General features: G+C 72.7%; 25 protein-coding genes. 10 read left to right on the top strand and 15 right to left on the bottom strand.

Annotated features, from left to right (window positions below; translation table 11 throughout):
• Positions 1–207 precede the first annotated feature (207 nt).
• Positions 208–960 carry an SDR family NAD(P)-dependent oxidoreductase gene (locus ITJ68_RS04695; RefSeq protein WP_194660130.1) on the bottom strand — a complete coding sequence of 251 codons (753 nt, stop codon included), beginning with the start codon at positions 958–960 and terminating at the stop codon, positions 208–210.
• Positions 961–1,073: 113 nt separating this feature from the next.
• Here ITJ68_RS04695 and ITJ68_RS04690 point away from each other — a divergent pair, with 113 nt between their 5' ends.
• Both ITJ68_RS04690 and ITJ68_RS04685 read left to right on the top strand, forming a co-directional pair.
• A complete protein-coding gene (locus tag ITJ68_RS04690; RefSeq protein ID WP_194660129.1) occupies positions 1,074–1,487 on the top strand; it encodes a MarR family winged helix-turn-helix transcriptional regulator in 414 nt (137 codons plus the stop codon).
• On the top strand, positions 1,484–2,830 hold the full coding sequence (locus tag ITJ68_RS04685; RefSeq protein WP_194660128.1) for an MFS transporter: 1,347 nt from the start codon (positions 1,484–1,486) through the stop codon (positions 2,828–2,830). Before ITJ68_RS04690 ends, ITJ68_RS04685 begins: the two co-directional genes overlap by 4 nt.
• 319 nt (positions 2,831–3,149) lie before the next feature.
• Here the strand turns inward: ITJ68_RS04685 and ITJ68_RS04680 are convergent, their stop codons facing one another.
• Positions 3,150–4,046 (bottom strand): alpha-E domain-containing protein, encoded by an 897-nt coding sequence (locus ITJ68_RS04680; protein ID WP_194660127.1) that lies wholly within the window; start codon positions 4,044–4,046, stop codon positions 3,150–3,152.
• Positions 4,047–4,179: 133 nt separating this feature from the next.
• On the opposite strand from ITJ68_RS04680, the gene ITJ68_RS04675 reads away from it, so the two are divergent.
• Positions 4,180–4,728: a MarR family winged helix-turn-helix transcriptional regulator gene (locus ITJ68_RS04675; RefSeq protein WP_194660126.1), complete on the top strand. Its 549-nt coding sequence runs from the start codon at positions 4,180–4,182 to the stop codon at positions 4,726–4,728.
• Positions 4,729–4,774: 46 nt separating this feature from the next.
• Positions 4,775–4,978: a hypothetical protein gene (locus tag ITJ68_RS04670; RefSeq protein ID WP_194660125.1), complete on the top strand. Its 204-nt coding sequence runs from the start codon at positions 4,775–4,777 to the stop codon at positions 4,976–4,978.
• A gap of 13 nt (positions 4,979–4,991) precedes the next feature.
• Here ITJ68_RS04670 and ITJ68_RS04665 read toward each other — a convergent pair whose 3' ends face one another.
• From ITJ68_RS04665 to ITJ68_RS19490, 6 genes are all read right to left on the bottom strand, one after another.
• Complete coding sequence (locus ITJ68_RS04665) at positions 4,992–5,834, bottom strand: NAD(P)-dependent oxidoreductase (protein ID WP_194660124.1); 843 nt, start codon at positions 5,832–5,834, stop codon at positions 4,992–4,994.
• A gap of 80 nt (positions 5,835–5,914) precedes the next feature.
• The gene (locus ITJ68_RS18945) at positions 5,915–6,643 is read right to left on the bottom strand and encodes a M23 family metallopeptidase (protein ID WP_323743215.1); all 729 of its coding nucleotides are present in this window, start codon (positions 6,641–6,643) and stop codon (positions 5,915–5,917) included.
• A 163-nt stretch (positions 6,644–6,806) separates the two neighbouring features.
• On the bottom strand, positions 6,807–7,154 hold the full coding sequence (locus ITJ68_RS04655; protein WP_194660122.1) for a hypothetical protein: 348 nt from the start codon (positions 7,152–7,154) through the stop codon (positions 6,807–6,809).
• A gap of 124 nt (positions 7,155–7,278) precedes the next feature.
• Positions 7,279–8,022, bottom strand: a complete 744-nt coding sequence (locus tag ITJ68_RS04650; RefSeq protein WP_268096389.1) for a lysophospholipid acyltransferase family protein — start codon at positions 8,020–8,022, stop codon at positions 7,279–7,281.
• An 81-nt stretch (positions 8,023–8,103) separates the two neighbouring features.
• The gene (gene recQ, locus ITJ68_RS04645) at positions 8,104–9,957 is read right to left on the bottom strand and encodes a DNA helicase RecQ (protein ID WP_194660120.1); all 1,854 of its coding nucleotides are present in this window, start codon (positions 9,955–9,957) and stop codon (positions 8,104–8,106) included.
• A 115-nt stretch (positions 9,958–10,072) separates the two neighbouring features.
• The gene (locus ITJ68_RS19490; RefSeq protein ID WP_194660119.1) at positions 10,073–11,221 is read right to left on the bottom strand and encodes a CPBP family intramembrane glutamic endopeptidase; all 1,149 of its coding nucleotides are present in this window, start codon (positions 11,219–11,221) and stop codon (positions 10,073–10,075) included.
• Between the two features lie 35 nt (positions 11,222–11,256).
• Between ITJ68_RS19490 and ITJ68_RS04635 the strand changes: the two genes are divergently transcribed.
• The gene (locus ITJ68_RS04635; protein WP_194660118.1) at positions 11,257–12,171 is read left to right on the top strand and encodes an EamA family transporter; all 915 of its coding nucleotides are present in this window, start codon (positions 11,257–11,259) and stop codon (positions 12,169–12,171) included.
• A 20-nt stretch (positions 12,172–12,191) separates the two neighbouring features.
• Here the strand turns inward: ITJ68_RS04635 and ITJ68_RS04630 are convergent, their stop codons facing one another.
• Positions 12,192–12,695 (bottom strand): GNAT family N-acetyltransferase, encoded by a 504-nt coding sequence (locus ITJ68_RS04630; protein WP_194660117.1) that lies wholly within the window; start codon positions 12,693–12,695, stop codon positions 12,192–12,194.
• Positions 12,696–12,804: 109 nt separating this feature from the next.
• Between ITJ68_RS04630 and ITJ68_RS04625 the strand changes: the two genes are divergently transcribed.
• Together ITJ68_RS04625 and ITJ68_RS04620 are read left to right on the top strand one after the other, a co-directional pair.
• Positions 12,805–13,614, top strand: a complete 810-nt coding sequence (locus ITJ68_RS04625; protein WP_268096384.1) for a class E sortase — start codon at positions 12,805–12,807, stop codon at positions 13,612–13,614.
• Positions 13,611–13,793, top strand: coding sequence for a hypothetical protein (locus tag ITJ68_RS04620; RefSeq protein ID WP_228504792.1), 183 nt, complete (start codon positions 13,611–13,613; stop codon positions 13,791–13,793). The genes ITJ68_RS04625 and ITJ68_RS04620 overlap by 4 nt, the downstream gene beginning before the upstream one ends.
• Positions 13,794–13,819: 26 nt before the next feature.
• Here ITJ68_RS04620 and ITJ68_RS04615 read toward each other — a convergent pair whose 3' ends face one another.
• The 4 genes from ITJ68_RS04615 to ITJ68_RS04600 all read right to left on the bottom strand — a co-directional run bounded on the left by ITJ68_RS04615 (position 13,820) and on the right by ITJ68_RS04600 (position 19,988).
• A complete protein-coding gene (locus ITJ68_RS04615; RefSeq protein ID WP_194660116.1) occupies positions 13,820–16,798 on the bottom strand; it encodes an AAA family ATPase in 2,979 nt (992 codons plus the stop codon).
• Positions 16,798–17,967, bottom strand: a complete 1,170-nt coding sequence (locus tag ITJ68_RS04610) for an exonuclease SbcCD subunit D (RefSeq protein ID WP_194660115.1) — start codon at positions 17,965–17,967, stop codon at positions 16,798–16,800. Before ITJ68_RS04610 ends, ITJ68_RS04615 begins: the two co-directional genes overlap by 1 nt.
• A 66-nt stretch (positions 17,968–18,033) precedes the next feature.
• Positions 18,034–19,263: a S26 family signal peptidase gene (locus tag ITJ68_RS04605; RefSeq protein WP_194660114.1), complete on the bottom strand. Its 1,230-nt coding sequence runs from the start codon at positions 19,261–19,263 to the stop codon at positions 18,034–18,036.
• A 125-nt stretch (positions 19,264–19,388) separates the two neighbouring features.
• On the bottom strand, positions 19,389–19,988 hold the full coding sequence (locus tag ITJ68_RS04600; protein WP_194660113.1) for a hypothetical protein: 600 nt from the start codon (positions 19,986–19,988) through the stop codon (positions 19,389–19,391).
• A 204-nt stretch (positions 19,989–20,192) separates the two neighbouring features.
• Here ITJ68_RS04600 and ITJ68_RS04595 point away from each other — a divergent pair, with 204 nt between their 5' ends.
• Both ITJ68_RS04595 and ITJ68_RS04590 read left to right on the top strand, forming a co-directional pair.
• Positions 20,193–20,681, top strand: coding sequence for a MarR family winged helix-turn-helix transcriptional regulator (locus tag ITJ68_RS04595; protein WP_194660112.1), 489 nt, complete (start codon positions 20,193–20,195; stop codon positions 20,679–20,681).
• 41 nt (positions 20,682–20,722) lie between these two features.
• Positions 20,723–21,232 (top strand): mycothiol transferase, encoded by a 510-nt coding sequence (locus ITJ68_RS04590; protein ID WP_194660111.1) that lies wholly within the window; start codon positions 20,723–20,725, stop codon positions 21,230–21,232.
• Positions 21,233–21,294: 62 nt separating this feature from the next.
• Here the strand turns inward: ITJ68_RS04590 and ITJ68_RS04585 are convergent, their stop codons facing one another.
• Complete coding sequence (locus ITJ68_RS04585) at positions 21,295–23,496, bottom strand: DEAD/DEAH box helicase (protein WP_194660110.1); 2,202 nt, start codon at positions 23,494–23,496, stop codon at positions 21,295–21,297.
• 262 nt (positions 23,497–23,758) lie between these two features.
• Complete coding sequence (locus ITJ68_RS04580; protein WP_194660109.1) at positions 23,759–24,613, bottom strand: polyphosphate kinase 2 family protein; 855 nt, start codon at positions 24,611–24,613, stop codon at positions 23,759–23,761.
• 100 nt (positions 24,614–24,713) lie between these two features.
• Between ITJ68_RS04580 and ITJ68_RS04575 the strand changes: the two genes are divergently transcribed.
• A complete protein-coding gene (locus ITJ68_RS04575) occupies positions 24,714–25,811 on the top strand; it encodes an alpha/beta hydrolase (RefSeq protein WP_194660108.1) in 1,098 nt (365 codons plus the stop codon).
• Positions 25,812–25,901: the final 90 nt, after the last annotated feature.

Genomic DNA, 25,901 nt, shown 5'->3' with positions numbered 1-25,901 from the left:
GGCGCAGGTTCCCGACGTCGGGAACCTGCGCCGAGCCTCCAGTCCGGCGCCCGCGGTGCGCGGTCCTTCCCACATCACCCGCGATGGAGAGTGCGATCGCGCGCAGGGGGTCAGGACATCCGACCTCCGACGCGCGATTCGACGTGCTCCGCGGGAAGCGGCAGCGCACGCGCGGAACGACCCGCGCGTGCCCCGGCCCGCACAACCTCAGTGCGCGGAGTACCCGCCGTCGACCAGGTGGTAGCTCCCGCTGATGAACGAGGCCTTGTCGCTGAGCAGGAACAGCACCAGCGCGGCGACCTCGGCGTCGGTGCCGAGGCGCTTCGCGGCGTGCTCGGCCTCGAGCGCCGCGAGCTGCTCGGCCGACAGCGACGACCGCACCAGGGGCGTGTCGATGAAGCCCGGACCGACCGCGTTCGTGCGGATGCCCTGCGCCGTGTACTCGAGCGCCGCGACCTTCGTCAGGCCGACGAGCGCGTGCTTCGACGCCACGTAGGCGGCGTTCTGCGCGAGCCCGACCGAGCCGAGCACCGACGACATGTTCACGATGGCACCGCCACCGGAGGCGAGCATCGCCGGGATCTCGTAGCGCAGCCCGTAGAAGACGCCGTCGAGGTCGACCCCACGCACGCGGTCCCATGCGGCGACGTCGTACTCGCCGATGGGCTGCGGGGCAGCGCCGATGCCGGCGTTGTTCACGGCGAGGTGCAGCCCGCCGTAGGTGTCGACCGCGAACTGCACGGCGCGCTCGTCGTCGGCGGCGACGGCCGAGTTCGCCGTGAACGCCACGGCGGTCCCACCGGCCGCCTCGATCGCGCCGACGACCCGCTCGGCGGCGTCCTGCTTGATGTCGGTGACGACGACCTGCGCGCCCGCCGCAGCGAGCTCCTTCGCGATGGCCTCGCCGATGCCGCTGCCCCCACCGGTGACGATGGCGACCTTGCCCTCGAACTCGGACATGACCTGCTCCAATCCTCGGCAACACCTGTTGCCTATACATCGCACGATACACCGATGATGCGTCCTGCGGCCCAACCAGTTCGTTCACTGAACTAATGAGTTAGGCTGACGACGTGACCCACCTGAGCACCGACTTCCGCGTGGCCGTGAACCGGCTGTCCCGGACGCTGCGTGCGCAGAAGGCCGACAGCACGATGAGCGACGCCGTGTTCTCCGCGCTCGCACGCCTGCACCGCGAGGGCCCGCTGTCCCTGGCGGACCTCAGTCGGCACGAGGGCGTCACCCCACCGTCGATGACGAAGACCGTCGCCGCCCTGGTCGAGCTCGGCCTGGCGACGAAGGCCGACCACGGGGACGACCGCCGCAAGGTGCTCATCGCGACGACCCCGGCCGGAGCGGACTTCGTCGTCGAGACCCGACGACGCCGTGACGACTGGCTCACCCCACGCCTCGCGGTGCTCACGCCCGCCGAACGCCGCGTGCTCACCGAGGCCACCGACATCATGAGGAGGCTGGCCCAGCCGTGACCGCCATGTTCCGGTCCCTCTCGGGACGCAACTACCGCATCTGGTTCGCCGGGGCCCTGGTGTCCAACGTCGGCACCTGGATGCAGCGCACCGCGCAGGACTGGATCGTCCTGACGCAGCTCACCCACAACGACGCCATCGCGGTCGGCACCACGATGGCGCTGCAGTTCGGGCCGCAGCTCCTGCTCCTCCCCTGGACCGGGCTGGTCGCCGACCGCTTCGACCGCCGACGCACGCTCATGGTCACGCAGGCGCTGATGGGCCTGCTCGGCCTGGGCCTCGGCATCATGGTCGTCACCGAGACGGCGACCCTGCTCTGGCTGTACGGCTTCGCCCTGGCGCTCGGCATCGTGGCCGCCTTCGACACCCCGGTCCGCCAGGCCTTCGTGTCGGACGTGGTGACCGGCGAACAGGTCTCGAACGCGGTCGCGCTGAACTCGGCCTCGTTCAACGCCGCCCGGCTCATCGGCCCCGCGGTCGCCGGCGTGATGATCGCCGCGGTCGGGTCCGGCTGGGTGTTCATCATCAACGCGGCGTCGTTCGCGGCCGTCCTCGGCGCCCTGGCGTTCGTCGACCCCGAACAGCTCGCCGACCGACCGAAGGCGAAGCGCGGGAAGGGCCAGATCATCGCGGGCTTCCGGTACGTCCGCACCAGACCCGACATCATCGTGGTCCTCGCGATGATCTTCGTCGTCGGCACGTTCGGCGTGAACTTCCCGATCTTCACGTCGACGATGGCGCGGGTGGAGTTCCACAAGGGCGCGAGCGAGTTCGGCCTGCTCAGCTCCGTGATGGCGGTCGGTTCGGTGCTCGGCGCGCTCCTGTCCGCCCGCCGTGACCGCCCCCGGATGCGCCTGCTCGTCATCGCGTCGGGCGGGTTCGGGCTCGCGTGCACGGCGGCGGCCCTCGCTCCGACCTACTGGACCTTCGCCATCGTGCTCGTCTTCGTCGGCCTGGCGTCGCTGACGTTCATGACCACCGCGAACGCCCTCGTCCAGACCACCACCTCCGCGGCGATGCGTGGCCGTGTGATGGCGCTCTACATGGCCATCTTCGCCGGCGGCACCCCCATCGGCGCCCCCGTCGTCGGCGCCGTCGCGGACGCCTTCGGCCCCCGCTGGGCGATCGGCGTCGGTGCCGCGTCCGGCTTCGTCGCGCTGGCCATCGCGCTCGTCTGGCTCGTCCGCCACGAGCACTTCCGCCTCCGGTACGACGCCGACTCGCGGCTCCACCTCGCCGTCACCCACTCGATCCCGGTCGTCGGCGCGCCGAGGTCAGCTGCCGAGGTCCGACGTGACCTGCAGCGGGACGAGGCCCTCGCCGACCGTTCCAGCGCCTCCTGACGGTCCGGCACCCCGCCGGACGGGAGGCTCCCCACCGGTCCGCCACCGAGCCTCCCGTCTGGTGGGTCCCACCGTCCGGCAGCGCGGCGGAAGCGACACCGTCCGGTGGGTGCCATTGCAGCAGCGCGGCGGAAGCGACACCGTCCGTGCATGTGCGCGTCGCACCCGCGCCTGCCGTGTCGCTCGATGCGCGCGTACCCGATCCGGCCGCATGGGGCGACACGGTCGGTGCGGACACGCGTCGCGATCCTCGCTGCCCTGTCGCCCGATGCGACCACATGCAGCGACACCCCGCGTGCGGCAGCGCACGCGACCGACGTCAGCGAGCGGGTTCGGCGACCGCGAAGACGCGGTCCTCGAGCGCAGCGGCCACGCGTTCGGCGACCGCGGCCAGTCGGGCACCGGCAGTCCTGGCTGCGTCGACGGCCTCGGCCGGAGGAATCTGCTGCAGAGCGCGCCGGGCGTCACGGAGGTCGGCGAGTTCCTCGGTGACGACGCGCGAGGCGACGTCCGCCAGGCACTCCTCGGCACGCTGCGTCAGGAACAGCACCGAGCGGGGACTGCGTTCGTCGAGGAGCAGGAACGCGGCTGCCTCGGTGGCGGGTGCGCCCGGATGCGACCCGCGGTGGAAGGCCTCACCGGCGCCGCATGCCCGGAGTGCCGTGCCCCATGACGTGGCGGACGTGGGTTCGAGCAGGTCGGACGCCAGGAGCCGCGCGGTGGCGGCGCAGCGTGCCAGGGACCGGCCGAGCGTGAAGAACTCCCAGACCTCGTCACGGCTTGCGTCGCCCTCGACCACGCCGATCGCGAGGGCGCTCCGTTCGCGCACCCAGCCGAGGAACTCGTGCTCCCGGCCGGAGGCGATCTTGCGGGGCATCCGCGAGCGCGTGACGTTGAGGCAGTCCCACAGCTCGGTCGAGACGACGTCCCGCGCTCGGCGGGCGTCGTCCCGCGCCACGGCCACGGCGTTCGCGATGGACGCGGGTTCGTGCCGGTCGAGTGCGAGTGCCTCGAGGGTCGTCGAGCGGTCGAGGACGGTCGCGGGACGGATGGCCGCACCGGCGACGACGCGGAGTTCCCGAGCGATCGCCGGCTCTCCGGCTCCCGTGGCCGGATCCGACCGCGTCAGGTAGACGTCGAGCAGCCGCGCGATGACGTCTGCCCGCTCGACCGCCGCGCCGACGCGGAACACACTCCCGGCGAGTCGGCTCAGCACCGCGGCTCCTGCATGCCGTGAACCTACTGACCCCGCATTGCGTCGGTGTTTCGAGGCCGCGTCACGGGTGTTGCGAACGCGTGGACTGGCTCGGTCGCTAGACAACCTAACTAGAGCGCCTAGAATCTCGACCATGAGTTCCGAGGTGACGACGAACACCACGGGGTACTGGTACGGCAACGGGTCCCGGGTCGACGCGGTGGACGTGCTGAACGCCCTCCGGCGCTACCGCACGGCCGAGAGCGCTGCGCAGCGTCGTGCACGAGAGGCCCTGGGGATCGGCGAGAACGCGCTCCTGGCCCTCCGGGTCCTGGTCGACGCCGAGGCCGACGGCCACGCGGTGAACGCCAAGGAGCTCGCGGAACGCCTGCAGATCACGCCGGCGTCGACGTCCGCCCTCGTGGACCGACTCGTGCAGAGCGGCCACGTCGAGCGCCGCCCGGACCCGAACGACCGCCGGGGCGTCATCCTCAGCGCTTCGGGGTCGTCGATGCGCCGTGCCATCACCGTCATCGACGAGCTGGACACCCGCGCGTTCGCCGTCGCCGAGCACCTGCCGTCGGTGGACATGGCCGTCGTCGTGGAGTTCCTCGAGGAGATGACCTCCGTCGTCGACGAGATCGACGCCGACAAGACGGCCAGGCGCGCGGACGGACCCCGCTCGGTGCCCCCGCAGGCGTAGCCCAGCACGCACACGCGGCTCACCACGGCACGCGTAGCCTGCAGTCATGACGGAAGCCCGGCCGCACGAGCCCGAGGACGACATGCCCCTCGCAGAACTCGACGCCCGAGCGCGCGCGAACGCCGCACTCCGGCGCATCCGGGACGGCTCCGACCCGGCTCGTGAGGCCTTCGACCTGGCGAACACGATGAACGACGAAGCCGTCGGACGCCTCGGGACGAAGCTCCGACGGCTCTTCCGTCGCGACTAGTGCGGCGTGCTGCTCAGAAGGCCGTGCTGACCGCCGCGATGTCGTCCTTGCCGTGGCCGGCAGCGCTGGCGTCCGCGTAGACCCGACCGAGCGCGTCGAGGAGCGTCGTCGACACCCCGTTCGCCCGGGCGGCATCGGTGATGAGGCCGATGTCCTTCCGGAGGCCGTCGAGGGCGAACTGCGCGGGGAACTCCCCGGCCATCATCGACGTGCCCTTCGTGTGCGCGTAGGCGGAGTCGCTCGCCGAGCCCTCGATCGCCTGGAGGAAGAGTGCCGGGTCGATGCCGAGTCCCCGCGCGATGGCGAGGGACTGTCCGGTCGCCGCCGTGATCGACGCGATCCAGGCGTTGGCGGCGAGCTTGAGCGCGGTGCCCTCGCCGACGCGGTCACCGGCGCGGACGGTCTTGGCGCCGATCGCGTCGAGCACCGGGTCGATGGCGTCCAGCGTCGCCGCGGGACCGGCGGCGAGCATCGTCAGCTTGCCCTGCTCCGCCGGGGTCTTCGTGCCGAGCATCATGGCCTCGACCAGGGTGATGCCGTACTTCGCCGCGATCTGCACGACGGTCTCGCTGCCCTCGACCCCGACCGTCGAGGCCTGCACCCAGACGGCGTCCGTCGGTGCGTCCCCCGCTGCCTGCTCGAGGACGTCGACCACCGCGTCGGCGTCGAAGAGCGTCAGCAGGACGACCTCGGCCTCGGCGACGGCGCTGCCCGCGTCGTCAGCGACGGTCGCACCGTGCTCGGCGAGGGGCTCGGCGCGCTCCCGGCTCCGGTTCCACGCCGTCACGTCGTGTCCCTCGCGGAGGAGCGACTGCGCCACTCCGGCCCCCATGGCTCCTGTTCCCAACACCGTCACGCGCACCGTGTGTCTCCGTCCTGCCGGTCGGCTCGGTGCCGACGGCTCGTCGAACGGTACGCGGCGACGACGCCCGGTTCTCAGAGGAGCGCGTGGGCCCGCAGCCAGACCGCCGGGTCGACCGGGCGGCCCGACACGATGACCTCGAAGTGCAGGTGCGGACCGGTCGAGACGCCGGTGTTGCCGACCGCCCCGATGCGCTCCCCCGCGGTCACGACCTGCCCGACACGGACGGCGATCTGGGACAGGTGTCCGTAGCGCGTCTGCAGGCCGTCGGCGTGCTGCACGAGGACCTGGTTGCCGTACCCGCCGAGCACGCCGGCCGACACGACCACGCCGGACATCGCCGCGACGGCCGGGGTGCCGATGGGTGCTGCGAAGTCGAGCCCCTCGTGGTTCGTCGAGCACGCCGCACAGCCGTCGACCCAGCGCGACCCGAAGCCACCCGCCGCGGGGACGGAGCCGTCGACCGGACGGACGACGGAGTCACCCGCCGGGAGCGCTGCGCCGAGGATGCCGCGCGGCACCCGGCTCGGGGCCCGCTGGACGGAGAAGCCGTCGCGGTCCGTGTCGATGTCCACGGACCCTGCGGCGCGGTACTCCTGCGCGTCCATCGCGGCGATCGGAGTGGTCGACTCTGACACGGCGTCGGTCGGCGTCGCGAGGGCCGACTGCGGCGAGGCGACGGTCACGAACAGGCACGCAGCGACCGCGGTGGCCGTCAGCGGGACGGCCCGACGGCGCCGACGAGCTGTCACCGGGACGGCCGGGCGCCGAGGCGTGGGCTCCGGCACGGCGGGAGGGGACACCGCCGTACCGGAGGACTGGGACGGACCCGTGGCAGGTCCGGAGCTGCGAGACGGACGCGACGACCGCGATGTCCGTGCCGCCGCGGTGTTCGCTGCGCAACGTTCGGCCCCGCGCGGGCGCTTCGGCAGCGCGTCGTTCGTCGTCATCGGGCAGCGGAGCGGGTCAGACGCGGACAGCGCCGTCGGCGTGGATGCGGTCGAGCTCCACCGCGACGGCGTCCACGACGGCGCGGGTCACGGCGTCGGCGACGGCTTCGACCAGCACGAACTGCTCTGGACGGACGCTGACCACCTGCGGGAGCGCGGAGGCGACCCGGACGGGGATGTCGTCGATCGCGGCGACGAGGGCGGCGGGGACGAGCGTGGACCGGGTCGCGGCGACCGGGGCGGACAGCGGCGAGGTCGGAGCAGTGGCGGGCTGTGCAACCGGGGTCGTGGTGCGGCGTGGTCCGGCAGAGGCGGCACGGTCGTGCCGCCGGGAGACGGCGTCGTAGAGCGGGGTGGAGGACATGCTGCTGACCTTCCGATCACGGGGTGAGGTCCCTGTTCCGTGTTCGGGCGGCGGGACCGTGCCCAGCGCGGGCACGGTCTCCATTCAAGCACTGATATTTCGTATCTGCAATAGCGGCAGGTGCTCAGTCGGGTTCGACCGCTTCGCTCGGGTCATCCCGGTGCAGTGCCCGACGGACCCGCTCGACGATGGTGGCGGGCGGGTTGTTGTAGGCGTTCGCGGGCTCCTGGCCGCTCATCGCCTGGATCGCCGCCATCACCGCATCGGTCGCGTGGCGACGTGCACGTCCGGACGAGGCCTCGCCGAAGGACGACAGGTCGAGCGGCTCCCCGAACTCGATCGTCACCCGCGCGAGCTTCGGGACACGGGCGCCGACGGGCTGCACGTCCTCGGTCCCGGTGAGCGCGACGGGCACGACGGGCGCTCCGCTCGTCAGGGCCAGCCAGGCGACACCGGTCCGCCCGCGGTAGATCCGGCCGTCGAGCGACCGGGTGCCCTCCGGGTAGATCGCGAAGGCCTCACCCTCCTGCAGGCGGGCGAGCCCGAGGTCGAGGGCTTGCTGCGCCGCAGCACCCGCGCCACGCTCGACGCCGATCGCCCCGATCGCTCCGAAGAACGCGCGGGAGACACCACCGCGGAACCCCGTCCCGGTGAAGTACTCCTGCTTCGCCAGGAACGACACCTTGCGCGGGGCCATGATCGTGATCGCCGGGGAGTCGATGAAGGACCGGTGGTTGCTCGCCAGGATGACCGCGCCGCGCTTCGGGACGTTCTTCCGCCCGACGATCCTGGGGCGCCAGAGCACCCGTGCGAGCGGTGCCACCACCCCACGCCCGAGCACGGTGGCGAACAACGACGAACCGGACACCTGCAGCCTCCTCGGGGCGGGAGGTACCGAGTGTAGCCACGGGCCGAGGACGCACATGTCGACAGCGGCATGTGCCCCGGGTCACTCCGCGGCGGCCACCACGTCGAGCACGGCACGGCCGTAGGACTCGAGCTTCGCAGCACCGACGCCGGAGATCTCGGCGAGCTGGTCGACGTCGGACGGACGGACTGCCGCGATCCCCCGGAGGGTCGCGTCGTTGAAGACCACGTACGCGGGGACGCCCTGCTCGCGAGCCTGCGCTGCACGCCATGCCCGCAGTGCCTCGAACAGGCCGACGGCTTCCTGCGGCATGTCGGATACGACTGTCCGACGACCACGGCTGGCTCGGGGCGCCTTGACCGGGTCACGACGCATGAGCACCTGCACGCGACCGGCGAGGACCTCGGCGCTGCTCTGGCTGAGGACGAGCGTGCCGAAGCCGTCGCTCGACACGGCGGCGTAGCCCTGCGCGAGGACCTGTCGGGCCACGGTGCGCCACTCGGCCTCGGACAGGTCCGCGCCGATGCCGAAGGTGGCGAGGGACTCGTGCTTGAGTTCCTGCACACGCGGCGACTGCTTGCCCACGAGGATGTCGACGAGGTGGGCGACGCCGTACCGCTGGCCGCGCTCGCGGTCGAGCCGCACGATGGTCGACAGGAGCTTCTGCGCCGGCACGGTGCCGTCCCACGACTCGGGCGGGGCGATGCACGTGTCGCAGTTGCCGCAGGCCGTGGACTCCTGCCCGAAGTACGCGAGCAACCGCACCCGGCGGCACTCGATCGTCTCGCAGAGCGCCAGCATGGCGTCGAGGTGCGCGCTGAGCTGGCGGCGGTGGGCGGCGTCGCCCTCGGACTGGTCGATCATCCGGCGCTGCTGCACGACGTCGTTCAGCCCGTACGCCAACCACGCGGTGGAGGGCTGACCGTCACGCCCGGCACGGCCGGTCTCCTGGTAGTAGCCCTCGACCGACTTCGGCAGGTCGAGGTGGGCGACGAAGCGGACGTCGGGCTTGTCGATGCCCATGCCGAACGCGATCGTGGCGACCATCACGATGCCGTCCTCGCGCAGGAAGCGGGACTGGTTGCGCTCGCGGACCCGGACGTCGAGGCCCGCGTGGTACGGCAGCGCGGGGATGCCCTGGTCGACGAGCGCCGCGGCCGTGCGCTCGACCGAGTTGCGCGACAGGCAGTACACGATGCCGGCGTCGCCCTTGTGCTCGGTGCGGATGAACGTCAGCAGCTGCTGGAGCGCGCCCGTCTTGGGTTCGATCCGGTACTGGATGTTCGGTCGGTCGAAGTCGGCGACGAAGTGCTCGGCGTCGTCCAGCCCGAGGCGGCCGGAGATCTCGCGGTGCGTCTGCGGGGTGGCCGTGGCGGTGAGCGCGATCCGCGGCACCGTCGGCCAGCGCTCGTGCAGGACGCTCAGCTCGAGGTAGTCCGGGCGGAAGTCGTGGCCCCACTGCGCGACACAGTGGGCCTCGTCGATCGCGAACAGGGCGATGCGGGCGCGGTCGAGCAGTGCACGGGTGGACTCGAGCCGGAGTCGTTCGGGCGCGAGGTAGAGCATGTCCACCTCGCCCTGCACGACGGCACGCTCGACCCGGGCACGCTCGTCGGGGCCCTGCGTGGAGTTGAGGAACGCGGCCTTGACGCCGTTCGCTGCGAGGGCGTCGACCTGGTCCTGCATCAGGGCGATCAGCGGCGAGACGACGACCCCGACGCCGTCGCGGACGAGCGCGGGCACCTGGTAGCAGAGCGACTTGCCGCCACCCGTGGGCATGAGGACCAGGGCGTCCTGCCCGGACACCACGCGGTCGATGATCGACGCCTGTTCCCCGCGGAAGTCGTCGTACCCCCACACCCGGTGCAGGACGTCGAGCGCCGCGGTGCGCGACGGGGACGCGTCGGGCACGACGGCGGCCGAGGTGGTGCTCATGCGTCCAGCCTACGGGCGACCGGCGACACCGATCCCGCTGTCCACAGGCGCACGGTCAGCTGTCCACAGCGGCACCGTCGACGATCGGTGCCGGCGACCGACCCGCCGCGCGCGGTCAGCTGCCGGTCCCGGCGACCGACCCGGCGGGCGCGACCGCGGCAGTGGACCCGGCCACCCCCTCGGAGCGAGCCGGTGCACCCGACCAGCCGGTGCCTCCCGGCCGGACCCAGCGCGTGCCGCCTGCCCAGGTGGGCACCGTGCCGCGGAAGCGCGGGGTCTCGGCACCCGGGAAACGGCGGTCGAGCCCGCGCCAGTGGGCGAGGAACTCGACCATGCCCCAGTACGCCAGCGACGTGCCGAGGGTGACGAGCCAGCCGACGACGGTGCCGTTCGAGGAGTCGAGGTCGACCTTCGACCAGCCGGGCGCCTGGAGCACGAAGATCATGATGTTGTTGAAGGCGTGCTGCAGGACGGTGGCCTCGAGCCCGCCGGTCCGGAGCACGATGACCGCCGCGACGAGCCCGAACGAGCCGACGTCGAGGATGCCCCAGACGTTGTAGCCGTTCGGGATGTGCAGCAGGGCGAACACGACGGTGGAGACGAGGACGGCGACGACGGCGCCGACCTTGCGCCACGGGATCCAGGCGCCGAGGGTCTGCATGAGGAAGCCGCGGAAGACGTACTCCTCCGCTGCGCCCTGGAACGGCACGAGCAGGACGACCATCGCGATCGTCAGGGTGAGGGTCTCGACGGAGACGGTCGACTGTCCGATCGCGTCGTGGTTCCACCCGAAGCCGCCGTCGAACGTGAACATGCTGCCGGGACCGAACACCTGACCGTTCGTGGGGTCGAAGACCCCGGTCTGGACGACGAACATGATGACCGCGATCACCAGCGTCGGCAGCAGGCACCACGCCGCCCAGCGCCAGCGCACGCGGAAGCGCACCGACGACAGGGTGTTCGCCGGGCCGAGGCGCGCGATCTTCACCGCGAGCATGATCCCCGGGAGCAGCACGACGAGCGACACCAGGGACAGCGACAGCACGATCGGGTCCGTCGGGTCGAGCGCGCCCTTCTGCAGGCTCTGCTCGAGGTCGAGCAGTCCCTGCGGCCCCTGCGTGGCCCCGATGGGCACGAAGTAGGCGACCGTGATCAGGATCTGCGACACCAGGTACCACCCGGCGAGGAACGCGATGGCGACGAGCGGACGCCACCAGCGCCAGCGGCCGTCGACGCGGAAGAGACGGTGGTAGGGAACGCTCACCATCGCACAGTACCGGTGAGGGCAGGATGGGACCCGTGATCACCGTCGTGCTGGGCCTCTGTGGCGCGCTCGTGTACGGGTTCGCCGACTTCCTCGGCGGTCTGGCGTCGCGGCGGCTCCGACCCGTCACCGTCGCGGCACTCGCGGCCGTCGTCGGCATCGCACCGCTCCTGGTCGCGCTGGCACTCGTCGGCGGACGGGCCTCGTGGCAGGCCACCCTGTGGGGCGCGGTCGCCGGCGTCTCCGGCGCGGTCGGCGTGCTCCTGCTCTACGCCGCGCTGGCGATGGGGCCGATGAGCGTCCTGTCGCCACTGACCGCGGTGTTCGCCGCCGTGGTGCCGGTCGTGGTCGCGCTCGTGGGCGGGACCGTGCTGTCCCCGGTGGCGATCGGGGCGCTGGTCGTCGCGGTCGTGGCCGTCGTGCTCGTGGCGTCGGTACGGGACCCCGGTGGCGCTCGACTGACGGCGCGCGGCGTGGTCACGGCAGCGGTCGCCGGGTGCGGCTTCGGCGGGATCGTGCTGGCCTTCAACGAGACCCCGGCGGACTCCGGCATGGCCCCGCTGGTCGTCGCGCGGCTGCTGCAGGCGGTGCTGCTGGGGGCGGCGGCGGTCGCTGCGGCCGTCCGGACAGGAGGCTCCTCCCGCGTCGCCGCCTCGGCCGGCGCTGGCGACGTGGCCGGTCCCCCGGCCGTCGCCGGAACGGTCCGCCGGCTCGCGCTGGTGGTCGTGGCGTGCGGGGTGTTCGACGCCCTGGCGAACGTGTTCATCCAGACCGGCCTGCACTCGAGCACGGACCCCTCGACGCTGCCCGTGATCAGCGTGCTCAACGCGCTCTACCCGATCGGCACCGTGGTGCTCGCCGGGATCGTGCTGCGGGAGCGGCTCGCCGTGCTGCAGGCCGTGGGCATCGGCCTGGCGCTGACGGCGTCGGTCACGCTCGCGCTCGCCTGAGTCAGGCGCGATCGCCTGGATCAGGCATCTGGGATCAGGCGCTTGCCCATCGACACCGTGTGGTCGTCGGTGTAGCCGAGCGACTCGTAGAAGCCGATGACCTGCTCGTTGCCCGCGCGCACCTGCAGGTTGAGCTTCGGGCAGCCGAGGTCGGTGAGCAGCCGCTCGAACTCCGCCATGAACGCGCGGCCGAGGCCCGAGCCCTGCAGGTCGGGCCGGACCGCCAGGTAGTTGACCCAGCCGCGGTGTCCGTCGAAGCCGGCCATCCCCGCGGCGACGACGGTCGGACCGTCGCCGGCCGGGTCGGCGTCGGCCGGGTCGGCGTCGGCCGGGTCGGCGTCGGCCGGTTCGGCGTCGGCGCTCGGGGCCTCGGTCGCCACCAGGAAGAGCTCGGGCTGCACGGTCAGCTTGCGGGCGATGTCCCGTCGCGGGTCGTTCCACGGACGGACCAGGCCGCAGGACTCCCACACGGCGACGACCGCCTCGGTGTCGGCAGGGGTGAACTGACGGATGACGTGTCCCATCACTCCACGGTACCGACGGTGTGGAGAACGTCCTCGACAGGGCGTCACCATGGTCTGATAGACCTGTCCCGTCGTCACCGCGACACAGAACGCCCGGACCAGGAGCCACGTGACCACACACGACACCCTTCCCGCGCACGGGGGCGCGCAGGACGAGCAGGTTGGTCGCTCCCGTCCACCACGTCGACGGCCCCGCCAGACGGTCGGCGGCGCGCTGCTGTCGCTCCTCGCAGAGCTGCTCATCATCGCCGGTGCGGCCACGGGGCTCTACGTGCTCTGGACCGCCTGGTGGACCGACGTGGTCGCCGTGCACGACCAGACGGCGCTCGTGCAGGACCTGCAGCAGGTGAAGCCCCCGTCGGAGGTCGGCACCGAGCGCCGCGGGGTCGCACCCGTGCTCGCTGAGCCACCCGGACTGTCGTCCGTGTTCGGCACGATGCAGATCCCCCGCTTCGGCGCGGACTACAACCGGCCCATCGGCGAGGGCACCGATCGTGAGAAGGTCCTCAACACGATCGGGCTCGGCCACTACCAGGGCACGGCGATGCCCGGCGCCGAGGGCAACTTCGCCGTCGCCGGCCACCGCGTCACCTACGGCAAGCCGTTGAACCAGATCGCGGACCTGAAGCCCGGCGACCCCATCGTGGTGCGCGTCACCGACAAGGCGACGAACTTCGACACCTGGTACGTCTACAAGGTCACCGACAGCCAGATCGTCACGCCTGACCACGTCGAGACCATCGCCCCCGTGCCGAACAAGCCGGGCGTCGAGCCGACCGGTGACGACCGCTGGCTCACGCTGACGGCCTGCCACCCGATGTGGTCCGCCAAGGAGCGCTTCGTCACGCACGCCAAGCTCGACTACTGGATGCCCGCGTCGGAAGGCACCCCCAAGGAACTCTCGGAGACCGCCAAGTGATCTTCCCGTTCGTCTGGCGGGTCCTGCCCGGCCCGACCGCCCTCAAGGTGATCGAGCTGCTCGTGCTCCTCGCCGTCGTCGTCTTCGCGCTCTTCACCTGGGTGTTCCCGTTCGTCGCGGCCGACATCCTGCCGCCGCCGGACGGCACGGTCGACACCTCCGCGACGCCGACGCCCTGACCCGAGGCCGGTGCTCGGGTCGGGCGTCAGACGGTCGTCGTGACCTGTGAGCCGCCGCCCGGGGCCCGGCGGACCGCGATCCGCTCGGGGATCCGCTGCTTGAGCTCCTCGACGTGGCTGACGATGCCGACCTGACGGCCGCCGGCGGTCAGGCGGGTGAGCTGCCCGATGACGCCGTCGAGCGACTCGGGGTCGAGCGTGCCGAATCCCTCGTCGACGAAGAGCGTGCCGAGCGAGACCCCGCCGGCCTCGGCCTGCACGATGTCCGCGAGCCCGAGCGCCAGGCACAGCGACACCGTGAAGGTCTCACCACCGGACAGACTGCGGGGGTCGCGCGTGGTGTCCGTGGTGTGGTCACGGACCGCGAGCGCCAGGCCCGTGCGACGGGAACGACTGCCGGACTCCCGTTCGTCGGAGGTCTCGAGGGCGAACCGCCCGCCGAGCATGGCCCGGAGCCGGTCGTTCGCCGCGGCGACCACGTCCTCGAAGCGGCGCATCAGGACGTAGGTGCCGAGGGTGATGCCCGTCGGGTTCACGCCGGGGGCGCCGGCCGCGATGTCGGCGAGGCGCACCACCGCGCGGCTGCGGGCCGACGTCGCTGCCCTGGCCGTCAGCGCGCGCTCGACGTCCGTGGCGCAGCGGTCAGTGGCAGCGGCCCGGTCGGCGGCGGTGGTGGCGTCCCGCGCGGCGGACTCGAGCGCGGCGGCGGCCTGGACCCTGGCGGCCCGGGCGGCGTCGAGGTCGAGGGTCGCGGGGTCGTCCTGCGCCGCGGCGACGACGGCCGGTTCGGCGAGGCCGGCGTCCACGACCGCACGCTCACGGTCGGCGGTCCGGACCTGCTCCTGGAGTCGCTCGGCGTCGTCGGGGGCGAGCACGGCGGCCCGAGCGGCGCCCACGTCGGCGAAGTCCTGCTCGGCGAGGACCCGGTCGACCTCCGTCCGGCGTTCCGCGACCGCCTGCACGGCAACGAGGGCGTGCTCGTCGGCGGTCGCGACCGTCCGCAGGGCCTCGACACGGCGGTCGATCGCGGCCACGGCGTCCGGCAGTGCGGTGGGCTGCTCGTCGAGGTGCGCGAGGTCGGCGGTCAGCGTGCGCAACGCCTGGGCCACCGCGGCGGTGTCCTGCGCGACGCGGTCGGCATCGCCGGAGGCCGTCGCGAGGAGGACCTGGCGGCGCGCGTCGACGTCGTTGCGGTCGTGTTCGAGTGCGCGGGTGGCTTCGTCGTGGGCGGTGCGGGCCTGTTCGTGCCGGGCGACGTCCGCCGCTGCGGCTCTGGCCTCGGCGAGTCGGGCCTCGGCCTGCGCGGCACGGGCGTCGAGGTCGGTCGGGGTGGTCGTACCGAGGACGGTGGCGAGACGGTCGCGTTCCGCTCGGTCGAGCGCGAGGGTGGTCGCGGCGTCGGCGAGCAGCTCGTCGGCTCGGCGTGCTGCCGCGGCGGCCTCGGCGATCTGCGCGGGCGTGGGGTGGTCGGCCTGGGGTGCGGCGACCGCGGGGTGCTCCACCGCACCGCACACCGGGCAGGCGTCGCCGGGCTGGAGTGCTGCGCCCAGCTCCCCCGCGAGCCCGGCGATGCGGCGCTCGCGGAGCTGCTGTTCGGCGTCGAGGGCACGGTGCGCCGCGACACGAGCGGCAGCGACGGCGGCTTCGCCCTCCACGACCCGGGTCCGCATGGCGACGTGCTCCGCGGACACCCGACGGAGTTCGGCGACGGCGTCGACCTGGTGCTGGGCGGCATCGGCACCGGCGGCCGTGCCGGCTGCGGTCCGGGCAGCGTCGACGATGTGCGCGCGCGCGGCCGGCCGGGCGTCGAGAGCGGCGACGAGCTCGGTCAGCCGGCCGCCCAGGCGCTCGGCGTCGGCGCGGGCGGCGTCGAGCGCGACACGACGACCGGGCAGCGCCCGCGCCACGGTCACCAGGTGCCGGACCCCGCCGACGAGGTCCGTCAGGCGGTCGCGCTCGGCCGCGGTGTCGTCGTCGGACACCCCGTGCTCGGAGCGGACGGCGTCCCGCGCCGCACCGGCTGCGGAGGCACGCTGCTCGGCGCTGTCGAGGCCGTCCGCCACGGCGCTCACCCGGGCAGCGCGCTCGGCGACGGCCAGGCGTCGGCGGACGTCGGCCACGACGGCGGTCTGAGCGTCGAGCGCCGCGGCACGCCGGAGGAGTTCCGCACGACGCTCGAGGGCGGCGGCTCGGAGCACGACGGCCTGTTCGTGCTCGGCGGCGGCCGTCGCGGTCAGGGCGGCCTGTGCCCGGAGGGCCTCGGCGGTGTCGGCAGCGGCGCGGAGGTCGGCGGCGACACCGGGGACCGCCGGCTCGTCCACGTCGGCGCGCCCGGAGGCCTCCGTGAACCGGGCGAGGGCGTCCCGCACGCGGGCGTCTGCCGCGTCGACCTCGGCCGCGGCGGCACGGCGACGGGTGGCGAGCTCGTCGGCGGTGCGGTCGTAGACCTCGGTGCCGAACAGGGACTGCAGGAGGCGGCGGCGGTCTTCGCCCGGGGACTTCAGGAACTTCGCGAACTCGCCCTGCGGCAGCACCACGGTCTGCAGGAACTGCGCGCGGTCGAGGCCGATGATCCGCGTGATCTCGGCGCCGACCTCTTGCGCACGGGCGGAGACGGGTTCGCCGGCGGGGTCCGTCGGGCTGGCCAGGCGGGTGAGCTGTGCGGACGCCTGCTGCTTCACGGTGCCGGTGCCGCGCTGCTTGGGGCGGTCGTGCTGGGGTGTGCGACGGACGCGGAACACCCCGGCGCCGGTCTCGAACACGAGCTCGACGAAGGGCTCCATCGCGGGGTCGGCGTGCTGGGAGTGCAGGCGGTCGGTGCTGACGTCGGTGCCCGCGAGCCCGCCGTAGAGCGCGAACACGACGGCGTCGATGATCGTGGACTTGCCCGAGCCCGTCGGGCCCTCGAGCAGGAACACCCCGGACGCGGCGAGCGCGGCGAAGTCGATCGACACGAGGTCGGGGTACGGGCCGATGGCGCGGAGCTCGAGCCGGTGCAGGTACATCAGCGCGCTGCCCGGTCCTGGTCGGACATCGTCGCGACGGCGGCTTCGTACGCGTCGCGCAGCACCACGAGTTCGTCGTCGGACGGGGCGCCGCCGGTGGCGAAGGTCACGAAGTCGGCCGAGACCTCGACCGGGTCGGACGTCGCCGTGACCGCCCGGGTGGTGGTGCGTGCCGGGGCATCGGTGGGTTCGTGGGTGACGGCGAGGGCGTGGGGGAAGTGGTCCTTGACCCTGGCGTACATCCGCTCGGGGTGCACGGTGTCCGTCACGGCGACCCGCACCCAGGCGTCGGCGTGCTCGGCGAACGCGCCGGACTCGATGGCGTCGATCGGCCCCCGGACGTCCACGAGCGGCCGCGGCACGGGCGTGGGGAGGAGCTCGACGGACACCGCGCCCGTGGCGTCGAGGTCGACGAGGGTCACCGACTTGGTGTGGTTCCGCTCCCCGAACGAGAACGCGAGCGGCGACCCTGCGTACCGGATGCGGTCGGTGCGGCCGACGCGCTGGGGCCCGTGGAGGTGCCCGAGGGCGACGTAGTCGATGCCGTCGAAGGTCGACTCGGCGACGCGGTCCACCCCGCCGACGCGGATGTCCTGCTCGCTGTCACTCGGCTCGGCACCGCCCACGAAGGCGTGCGCGACGACGACGCTGCGGGTGCCGGGGCGTGCGGTGAGGTGAGCACGGACGCGGTCCATCGCGGCACCGACGACGGCCTGGTGTGAGCGGGCGAGCGGTTCGTCGGGGACGGCGGCGAGCGCGTACCGCACCATGTCGGGCTGCAGGTACGGGATGCCGTAGACGGCGACGGGGCCGTCCGGGTCGTCGACGAGCACGGGATCGGCCAGGCGTGCCGGCTCGGACAGGATGCGGACGCGGTCGTTCATCACCGCGGACCCGAACCCCAGCCGGACGGCGGAGTCGTGGTTGCCCGGCGTCACGACGACGGTCGCGACGGTGGCCAGGCGTTCGAGCACCGAGGAGAGCATGCGCACGGCGTCGACGGGCGGGATCGCGCGGTCGTAGACGTCGCCCGCGACCACGACGAGGTCGACGGAGCGCTGCACGACGACCCCGACCAGGTGGTCGAGGAACGCGGCCTGGTGTTCGAGCAGGTCGGCACCGAGCAACGAGCGGCCCAGGTGCCAGTCGCCGGTGTGCAGGATGCGCATGCCGATCACGCTAACGCCGCCCACGGACATCCCGGGACACCCCGCCCGGGCCTGTGGAGAACCAGGTCAGCCGCAGCTCAGCGTGGTGCCGATCAGAGCGGTCTGGATCTTCGCCGTCGACGTGCTCGTGGCGGTCCACGTCCCGCCGAGGTTGGTCCGGACGGTGACCGTGACGGTCGTGCCGAGGTTGAGGATGCCGCTGCCGACCACCCGGACCGACGACGCCGTGCCGGGAGCGGTCCCCACGACGGTGGAGCCCATCAGCACGTCGAACGACGAGACCACACCGGGCGCTCCCCCGTACGTGAAGCCGATGGCCACGCTGCCGTCACCGTTGGGCTTGCACGTCAGCGCCGTCGTCGCGACCGCGGTCGCCGCCTGCAGGGAGGTCGCGGCGTTCGACGTGCGGCTCGTGAAGGGAGCTGCGACGGCCTGTGCCGGCAGCAGCAGACCGAGGCCACCGGCCACCAGCACCACGGCGGCGACCCCGCCGGTGCCACGGAGCCGGCGCTGCCGCCGGACCTGGCGGCGGTGCGCGCGACGGGACAGCACCTGCCCGGACGACGCGCGCCGGGACAGCGCGTGCCGACCGGACCGACCGACGGGCTGGAGGAGCGGGGCGGCCCCGGAGCGAGCCTCCAGGCCGTGCCGCGGCGCCGGACCGGAGCCGGCGTCAGGACCGGAGCCGGCGTCAGGACCAGGACCAGGACCAGGGCCGTCAGCGTCGTCCTCGTGGACGGCCGCCGCCAACCGTCGGAGCGAGCCGTCGACGGTGGCGAGCCACAGGACCGCTGCGACCGCGAGGGCCAGCAGCGCGAGCTTCGACCACGCCCCGTCGCGCATCCAGACGATCGGTGTGCCGACGACGGGGATGCGGAGGAACGCGACGCCGTGCACGTCGGAGCGGCTGATCGCGGTCGAGTCGCGCTGGGGGTTGGCGTCGCCCTTGGTGACGACGGAGCCGCCGGGCCCGGCGTCGACGAAGCGGTGCATCCGGAGGTGCCCGGCCTGGTCCGGGTCGTCCGCGAGCAGGACCTGCCCGACCCGGAGCTCCGCGGGTGCCACCGGACGGGAGACGACGACGTCACCGGGGACGATCCGCGGTGCCATCGAGCCGGTCATCACGGTGGTGGGGAGCCAGCCGATGACCGCGGGCGCCGCGGCCCAGAGCGCCAGGCCGAGGAGTGTGGCGACGATCCCGCGGGCGACCGTCGCGACGACGACACGCCCCCAGTCGACGGCGTCGTGGAGCGCATCATGCGGTGTGCCTCCACCGCTGACTTCGATGCTGACCATGGGGTGCCTTCGACCGGGGGCGTGCTGGGGTCGACGGACCGGGCCGGCGCGTGCGCGCCCCCGGCCGTCGCTGACGGGAGGTGTGACGGGCGTGCTGGTCACACGTCCGTCACCCTTCCGGCGGCTCAGCTGTTCTGGGCCTCCCACGTGAGCCCCAGCGACGCGGTGCCGTTCATGACCGAGTTCGGTGCCGTCGGCGAGACCGTGTAGCTCACGCGGTAGACCTTCGACTCGGACCCGGTGCCGGTCGGGGTCCAGGTGCCGACGCCCGTGGCGTAGTTCGTCGCCGACGTGCCGAACGCGGCGAGCGTGCCCGAGTAGACGGAGCTGTTCGTGGCGGCCGGGGTGAAACCGGTGCAGGAGCCGAAGCCGCCACCCGTGCCGAGGTCGATCGCGACGGTGATGTTCGACGCGAGCGCGTTGGTCGTGGCCGGCGTGGTCGCGTAGAGCTTCACGGCCGACGCGAGCGAGCCGGTCGAGGTCACCGTGATGCAGTTCGTGCCGGTCGAGCCGGGCTTCAGGCCAGCCGCGGTGAACAGCGCGGTGTTGTTGTCGTCGTCGGCCAGGGCGACGTTGCCGGCGGTCCAGTTGCTCGTCGGGTTCACCGTGGTGGCGGAGAACGCGGCGTACGAGGCGGTGGAGACGACGGCGCCCGACGCGACGAGGGCGGCGGGGATGGCGATCCAGGCGGCGAGGCGGGCAGCACGAGGAGTGACACGAGGCATGGCGGTGCTCCAGAGGAGAAGAGGTCTGATCGGTTGGTTCGGCCGGGACCGCGATGGTTTGAGTCGCGCTGCATGCCGGGGTGGTGCCGTGTACTGGTTGGTACGACGATCAAGTTACTTGGTCCGAGAGTGGCTCACAAGACCGAGGATCACCCCCTCTGCTGGGGTCACGAGAACTACCTCAATCAATGAGATACTTGCTCGATGAGCAGTACGGTGCCGGTCACCTCCCCCTCGACGCCCGTACCGCCCCACGCCGACGACCTCGTGGACCTGGTGACCGCGTTCCGCCTGCTGCAGACGCAGCACTCGCGTGTGCTCCACCACGAGAGCAGCACCCGCGGGCTGAACGCCACCGACAGCCGCTTCGTCTTCTTCCTGGCCGCAGCCGACGACGCTGGCGTCACCCCGAAGCAGGCCGGCGAGTACCTCGAGCTGTCGACGGGGGCGATGACCTCGCTCATCGACCGGCTCGAACAGCGGGGGCACATCGCGCGTCGCCCGAACCCGGGCGACCGCCGCAGCATCCTGCTCCACCTGACGCCGTCCGGCGAAGCCATCGCGCAGCAGATCGGCGCCGTCTGGTCGGCGTCGTTCCGGGAGGCCATCGCCCCCGAGGACCGCCGCGCCCTCGCCGAGGCGTTCACGCGGCTCGGCAGCGCGCTCGCCCGTCGCTCGGGCGCCTCCGTCTGAGACCCGGACTGGTGCTGCGCACCCGGGCGTAGGTTCGGGGCATGACCCCCTCAGAACTCCTCATCGAAGCGTTCTCCCGCGTGCCCGAGACCGTCGAGCGGGCCGTCGACGGGCTCTCCGAGGACCAGCTCGCATCACGACCCGGCACGGGCGCCAACACCGTGGCGTGGCTCGCCTGGCACATCGCGCGCGGGCAGGACGTGCAGGTCGCTGCCCTCGCGGGCGCCGAGCAGGTGTGGACCGCGGACGGCTGGTACGACCGCTTCGGGCTGCCCTTCCCCGCGGAGGCGCTCGGCTACGGCATGTCCCAGGACGACGTCGGCCGGGTGCGGGCGTCCGGCGAGCTGCTCACCGGGTACCTCCGCGCCGTGCACGAGCGGACCGTCGCCTACCTCGGCACGCTCGGACCGGACGACCTCGACGCCGTGGTGGACGATGCGTGGGACCCGCCCGTCACCGCGGGCGCCCGGCTCGTCAGCATCCTCGACGACTGCACGCAGCACGCCGGGCAGGCCGGCTACGCGCGCGGGCTGCTGTTCTTCAACCGCTGACGGACAGACGGGAGGCCCGGTGCCAGCTGGCACCGGGCCTCCCGTCCGTCCTGTGCTCGCGTCTAGCGCGCGGCGAGCTCCGCGACGATGCCGTCGCCGGGGCCCGCCTGGACGAGCTCGGCCTCGATCTCGGCGCGCTCGAGGATGCCCTCGATCTTCCGGATGCGGCCACGGGGGACGATCGTGACGACGGTGCCCTCCTTGCCGGCACGACCCGTGCGGCCCGAGCGGTGCATGTACGCCTTGTAGTCGTCCGGGGCGTCGGCCTGCACGACGAGCGAGACGTCGTCGACGTGGATGCCGCGCGCGGCGACGTCGGTCGCGACGAGCACGTTCACCCGACCGCTCGTGAGCAGCTGCAGGTTGCGTGTGCGGCGCGACTGGTTCAGGTCCCCGTGGAGCGAGGTCGCGCGGATGCCGGCGTCCTCGAACTGCTCGGCGAGGCGCTCGGCGTAGGCCCGGGTCCGAGCGAAGACGATCGTCTTGCCGTCGCCGGCGACGAGCTCCTCGAGGAGACGGTCCTTCTCGCGCTGCTCGACCACGAGCACGCGGTGGTCGATGGTCGAGGACGCCTGGTCCTCACCCGCCACCTCGTGCACGGACGGCTCGTGCAGGAACTGCTCGACGAGCGCCGCGACCTGGGTGTCCAGCGTGGCGCTGAACAGGAGCTTCTGCGCGCGCTTGCCGGCCGGGGTGACCTGGGCCGTGGCCTCGAGGATCTCCTGCACGGGCTCGAGGAACCCGAGGTCGCACATGTGGTCGGCCTCGTCGAGGACGGAGACGACGACCTCGCTGAGGTCGAGCGTGCCCTTCTTCATGAGGTCCTGCACGCGCCCCGGGGTGCCGACGATGATGTCGACGCCGCGCTGGAGGGCGCCCTCCTGGCGGCCGTACGGCACACCGCCGTAGATCTGCGTCGTGAACAGACCGACCGAGCGGGCGATCGGCTGCACCGTGCGGTCGATCTGCAGGGCGAGTTCGCGGGTCGGCGCGAGGATGAGCGCACGCGGGGCGCGGCCCATCTTGCGCTTCGTGCCGCCGCCGTTCTCCATGAGCTTCTCGACGAGCGGCGCACCGAACGCGATGGTCTTGCCGGAGCCCGTACGGCCACGCCCGAGGACGTCCTTGCCGGCGAGCACGTCGGGGATCGTCGCGGCCTGGATCGGGAACGGGCTGGTGGCGCCGAGCTCGGCCAGGGCACGCGAGATGTTGCCACCGATGCCGAGGTCGGCGAAGGTCACGCCCTCGACGTCGGCGGCGATGGTCGACTCGGCCTTGAGCTTGTCGAGCTTGACGTCGTCCGCGGGGACGAAGTGGCCGCCGCGTGCAGCGGGGGCCTCGCGGTCGTCGCGGTCGAAGCGGCGCTGGGGACGCTCGTCGTTGTCACGACGGGGGGCACGGTCGTCGCGGTTGAACGTGCGCGGCGCACGGTCGTCGCGGTCGAAGCGGCGCGGGGCGCGGTCGTCGTTGTCTCGACGCGGGGCACGGTCGTCGCGGTCGAACCGGCGCTGGGGACGCTCGTCGTTGTCACGACGGGGCGCGCGGTCGTCACGGTTGAACGTGCGCGGCGCACGGTCATCACGGTCGAAGCGACGCGGGGCGCGGTCGTCGTTGTCACGACGGGGCGCACGGTCGTCACGGTTGAACGTGCGCGGGGCACGGTCGTCGCGGTCGAACCGGCGCTGCGGGCGCTCGTCGTTGTCACGACGCGGGGCGCGGTCGTCGCGGTCGAAGCGACGCGGGGCACGGTCGTCGTTGTCACGACGAGGCGCGCGGTCATCACGGTTGAACGTGCGCGGCGCACGGTCGTCACGGTCGAAGCGACGCGGGGCACGGTCGTCGTTGTCACGACGAGGCGCGCGGTCATCACGGTTGAACGTGCGCGGCGCACGGTCATCACGGTCGAAGCGACGCGGGGCGCGGTCGTCGTTGTCGCGACGGGGCGCACGATCGTCGCGGTTGAAGCTGCGCGGAGCGCGCTCGTCGCGGTCCGAACCGCGCGCGGGACGGCCCGCACCGCGGGGCTCCCACGCCGGACGGCTGCCGCGGCTGTCGCGCGGGTCCCAGTTCGGGCGGCTCGGGCGCTCGCCCTGCGACGAACGGTTGCGGCGGTCGTCAGCGTCCCAACGCTGCTTCTGACGGGGGGCAGTGGGCTCCGGGGCACGGAAGCCGCGGTGCTTGCTGCTGCGAGCGGCAGGGGTGCCGTTCGGGTGACGGGCTCGATCGGAGGCGCGGTTGTCCGCGCCCTTGTCGTAAGGGGCCATGAGTGCTTTCCGGGGTGCAGACGTACCACGCAGCCCGGCAGCGACATCGGCGGGGGCGGTTCGTGGAGAGGGGGTTCATCCCGTCGTCGATCGACGTGATTCCAGCCCTCGAACTACACAACACCCAAACACGTCCGCGGCTCGCAGCCGCGGTGTCGAAGGCCGACCGATCGAGTCTACGCGACCATGCGCATCGACACCAGCCCCGTCGGTCGGCGGGGCCGGTGTCGGCGCGCGAGGAGGGCCTCCTGGCGGGAGGGGCTCAGGACTCGGCGAGCCGCTGTCGTTGCTCGGCCACGTCGAAGTCCGCCGCGGGCCACGAGAGGTGCATGTCCTCGAGCGCGCGGAGCAGGAGCTGCTGGACGGCGAGGCGCGCGTACCACTTGCGGTTCGCCGGCACGACGTACCAGGGCGCGACGGCGGTCGACGTGCGGTCGAAGGCGATCTGGTACGCCTGCTGGTAGTCGTCCCAGCGCAGGCGCTCGTCGATGTCGCCCGGGTTGAACTTCCAGTGCTTGTCCGGGCGGTCGAGGCGGTCGCCCAGGCGGGCGCGCTGCTCGTCCTTCGAGATGTGCAGCATCACCTTGACGATGGTGGTGCCCTGCGCCGCGAGTCGGCTCTCGAAGTCGACGATCGCGCCGTAGCGACGCTCGATCTCCTCCGGCGGGGCGTACCCGTGGACGCGCTGGACGAGGACGTCCTCGTAGTGGGAGCGGTCGAAGACACCGAGCTGCCCGGCGGCCGGGAGCTGCCGTTCCACACGCCAGAGGAAGTCGTGCTCGCGTTCTTCTGCCGTCGGTGCCTTGAACCCGGCGTAGTGCACGCCGTTCGGGTCGACGGCGCCGACGACGTGGGACACGATGCCGCCCTTGCCCGCGGTGTCCATCGCCTGCAGCACCAGGAGCACGCGGCGCTCGTCACCCGCGGTCGCAGCGGCCCACAGGCGTTCCTGCAGGGCAGCGAGTCGGTCGGCACCGGCGGCGAGGGACTCGAGGCCGTCGATCTTGCGACCGGGGAAGCCCGGGGTGCCGTCGGGGTCGACGTCGGCGAGCCGGAAGCCCTCGTCGACACGGAGGAGCGGTTCGGGATCGGCGTTCCAGGCCTTGCGTCGACTCACGGGTCCTCCTGCTTCGACGGTGACGGGTCGCCCTCATCCTGGCACCCCCGGGTGTCCTCCGTGCTGCGATCGCCCACACCTGGGGATACCGTTGTCGGCGATGAGGTCCGGCCGTCGCACCCTGCTCGCGCTCGTCGCCGCGATCGTGGCGCTCGGCGCGGTCGCGTCGTGCAGTGCCGACCCCGCCGGCGACGGCAACGAGACCGTCACCGCTGGCGCCGTCATCTACCCGCTGTCGTTGCGGTACCACGGCATCGACGTCGTCTCGGACGTGCCCTACGGCGCGGACCGGCTGCAGCGGCTCGACGTCTGTCTCCCGGCGGACAGCGCACCGGGCACGACCGCGACGCCCGAGGGGGCGGCGTCAGCGACAGCCGCTGCCGACGCCGCGACTGCGCCGGAACCCGTCGCACCGGAGGCGACGGGTGGCACGAGCCCCTCACCGACCGCACCTGCCACGGCCGACCCGTCGGCGCTCGAGAAGGCCGCCACCGGGACCCGCCCGGCCGTGATGATGGTGCACGGCGGCAGCTGGTCGCACGGGGACAAGGCCACCGCGGCCTACCGGTCCGTCTGTCAGTACCTGGCGTCCGCGGGCTTCGTCACGTTCAACGTCGACTACCGCCTGGCCCCGACCGACCCCTTCCCCGCCGGGCTCGACGACGTCCGACGGGCGCTCGACTGGGTGTTCCGACCCTCGACGCTCGAGACCTACGACGTCGACGCGGACCGGGTCGGGGTGTTCGGCGGGAGTGCCGGCGGCAACCTCGTGTCGATGCTCGCCGTCGAGGACCACCGCTCCACCGCGTACGCCGACGGCGACCGGATCCGCGCGGTCGTCGACCTGAGCGGACCGTCGGACCTCACCAGCCGCTCGACCGCGTCCGACGGGGTCGCGGCGGCGTTCCAGCGGAAGCAGCTGCTCTACCTCGGCTGCACGCGGTACGACGCCTGCCCCGCGGCCGAGCGGGCGTCCCCGCGCTACAACGTGACCGCGGACACCGCACCCTTCTTCATCGGGCACTCCACGCGCGAGTTCATCCCGATCTGGGAGTCCCAGGACTTCGCCTCCGCCCTGCGCGACGAGGGCGTCCCGGTGACCTTCGTCGCGGTCGAGGGCACCGCGCACTCGATCGCCCAGCTCGACCAGGCGATGAGCGAGCGGGTCGTGCGGTTCCTCCGGCGCACGCTGCGCTGAGGGCGCTTCCGGTCGGTCACACCGCGGACCGGAGCTGTACCCCGGGCGGGTGCCACCCGGAGTCGGGACTGCCGTCGGACGACCCTCCGG

Origin of the sequence: Curtobacterium sp. VKM Ac-1395, assembly GCF_015350975.1 — a bacterium.
GTDB lineage: Bacteria > Actinomycetota > Actinomycetes > Actinomycetales > Microbacteriaceae > Curtobacterium.
The sequence above is the reverse complement of the archived record's forward strand: the minus strand, read 5'-3'. Positions and strand labels throughout refer to the sequence as shown.

Bases quoted from the DNA above. Each gene is read 5' to 3' on its own strand.
- ITJ68_RS04610 (WP_194660115.1), bottom strand. From the start codon at position 17,967: ATGCGCATCCTGCACACCGGCGACTGGCACCTGGGCCGCTCGTTGCTC.
- ITJ68_RS04630 (WP_194660117.1), bottom strand. From the start codon at position 12,695: ATGGGACACGTCATCCGTCAGTTCACCCCTGCCGACACCGAGGCGGTC.
- ITJ68_RS04600 (WP_194660113.1), bottom strand. From the start codon at position 19,988: ATGCCTCGTGTCACTCCTCGTGCTGCCCGCCTCGCCGCCTGGATCGCC.
- ITJ68_RS04590 (WP_194660111.1), top strand. From the start codon at position 20,723: ATGACCCCCTCAGAACTCCTCATCGAAGCGTTCTCCCGCGTGCCCGAG.
- ITJ68_RS04605 (WP_194660114.1), bottom strand. From the start codon at position 19,263: ATGGTCAGCATCGAAGTCAGCGGTGGAGGCACACCGCATGATGCGCTC.
- ITJ68_RS04655 (WP_194660122.1), bottom strand. From the start codon at position 7,154: ATGTCCTCCACCCCGCTCTACGACGCCGTCTCCCGGCGGCACGACCGT.
- recQ (WP_194660120.1), bottom strand. From the start codon at position 9,957: ATGAGCACCACCTCGGCCGCCGTCGTGCCCGACGCGTCCCCGTCGCGC.
- ITJ68_RS04615 (WP_194660116.1), bottom strand. From the start codon at position 16,798: ATGTACCTGCACCGGCTCGAGCTCCGCGCCATCGGCCCGTACCCCGAC.
- ITJ68_RS04595 (WP_194660112.1), top strand. From the start codon at position 20,193: ATGAGCAGTACGGTGCCGGTCACCTCCCCCTCGACGCCCGTACCGCCC.
- ITJ68_RS04695 (WP_194660130.1), bottom strand. From the start codon at position 960: ATGTCCGAGTTCGAGGGCAAGGTCGCCATCGTCACCGGTGGGGGCAGC.
- ITJ68_RS04585 (WP_194660110.1), bottom strand. From the start codon at position 23,496: ATGGCCCCTTACGACAAGGGCGCGGACAACCGCGCCTCCGATCGAGCC.
- ITJ68_RS04675 (WP_194660126.1), top strand. From the start codon at position 4,180: ATGAGTTCCGAGGTGACGACGAACACCACGGGGTACTGGTACGGCAAC.
- ITJ68_RS04575 (WP_194660108.1), top strand. From the start codon at position 24,714: ATGAGGTCCGGCCGTCGCACCCTGCTCGCGCTCGTCGCCGCGATCGTG.
- ITJ68_RS04670 (WP_194660125.1), top strand. From the start codon at position 4,775: ATGACGGAAGCCCGGCCGCACGAGCCCGAGGACGACATGCCCCTCGCA.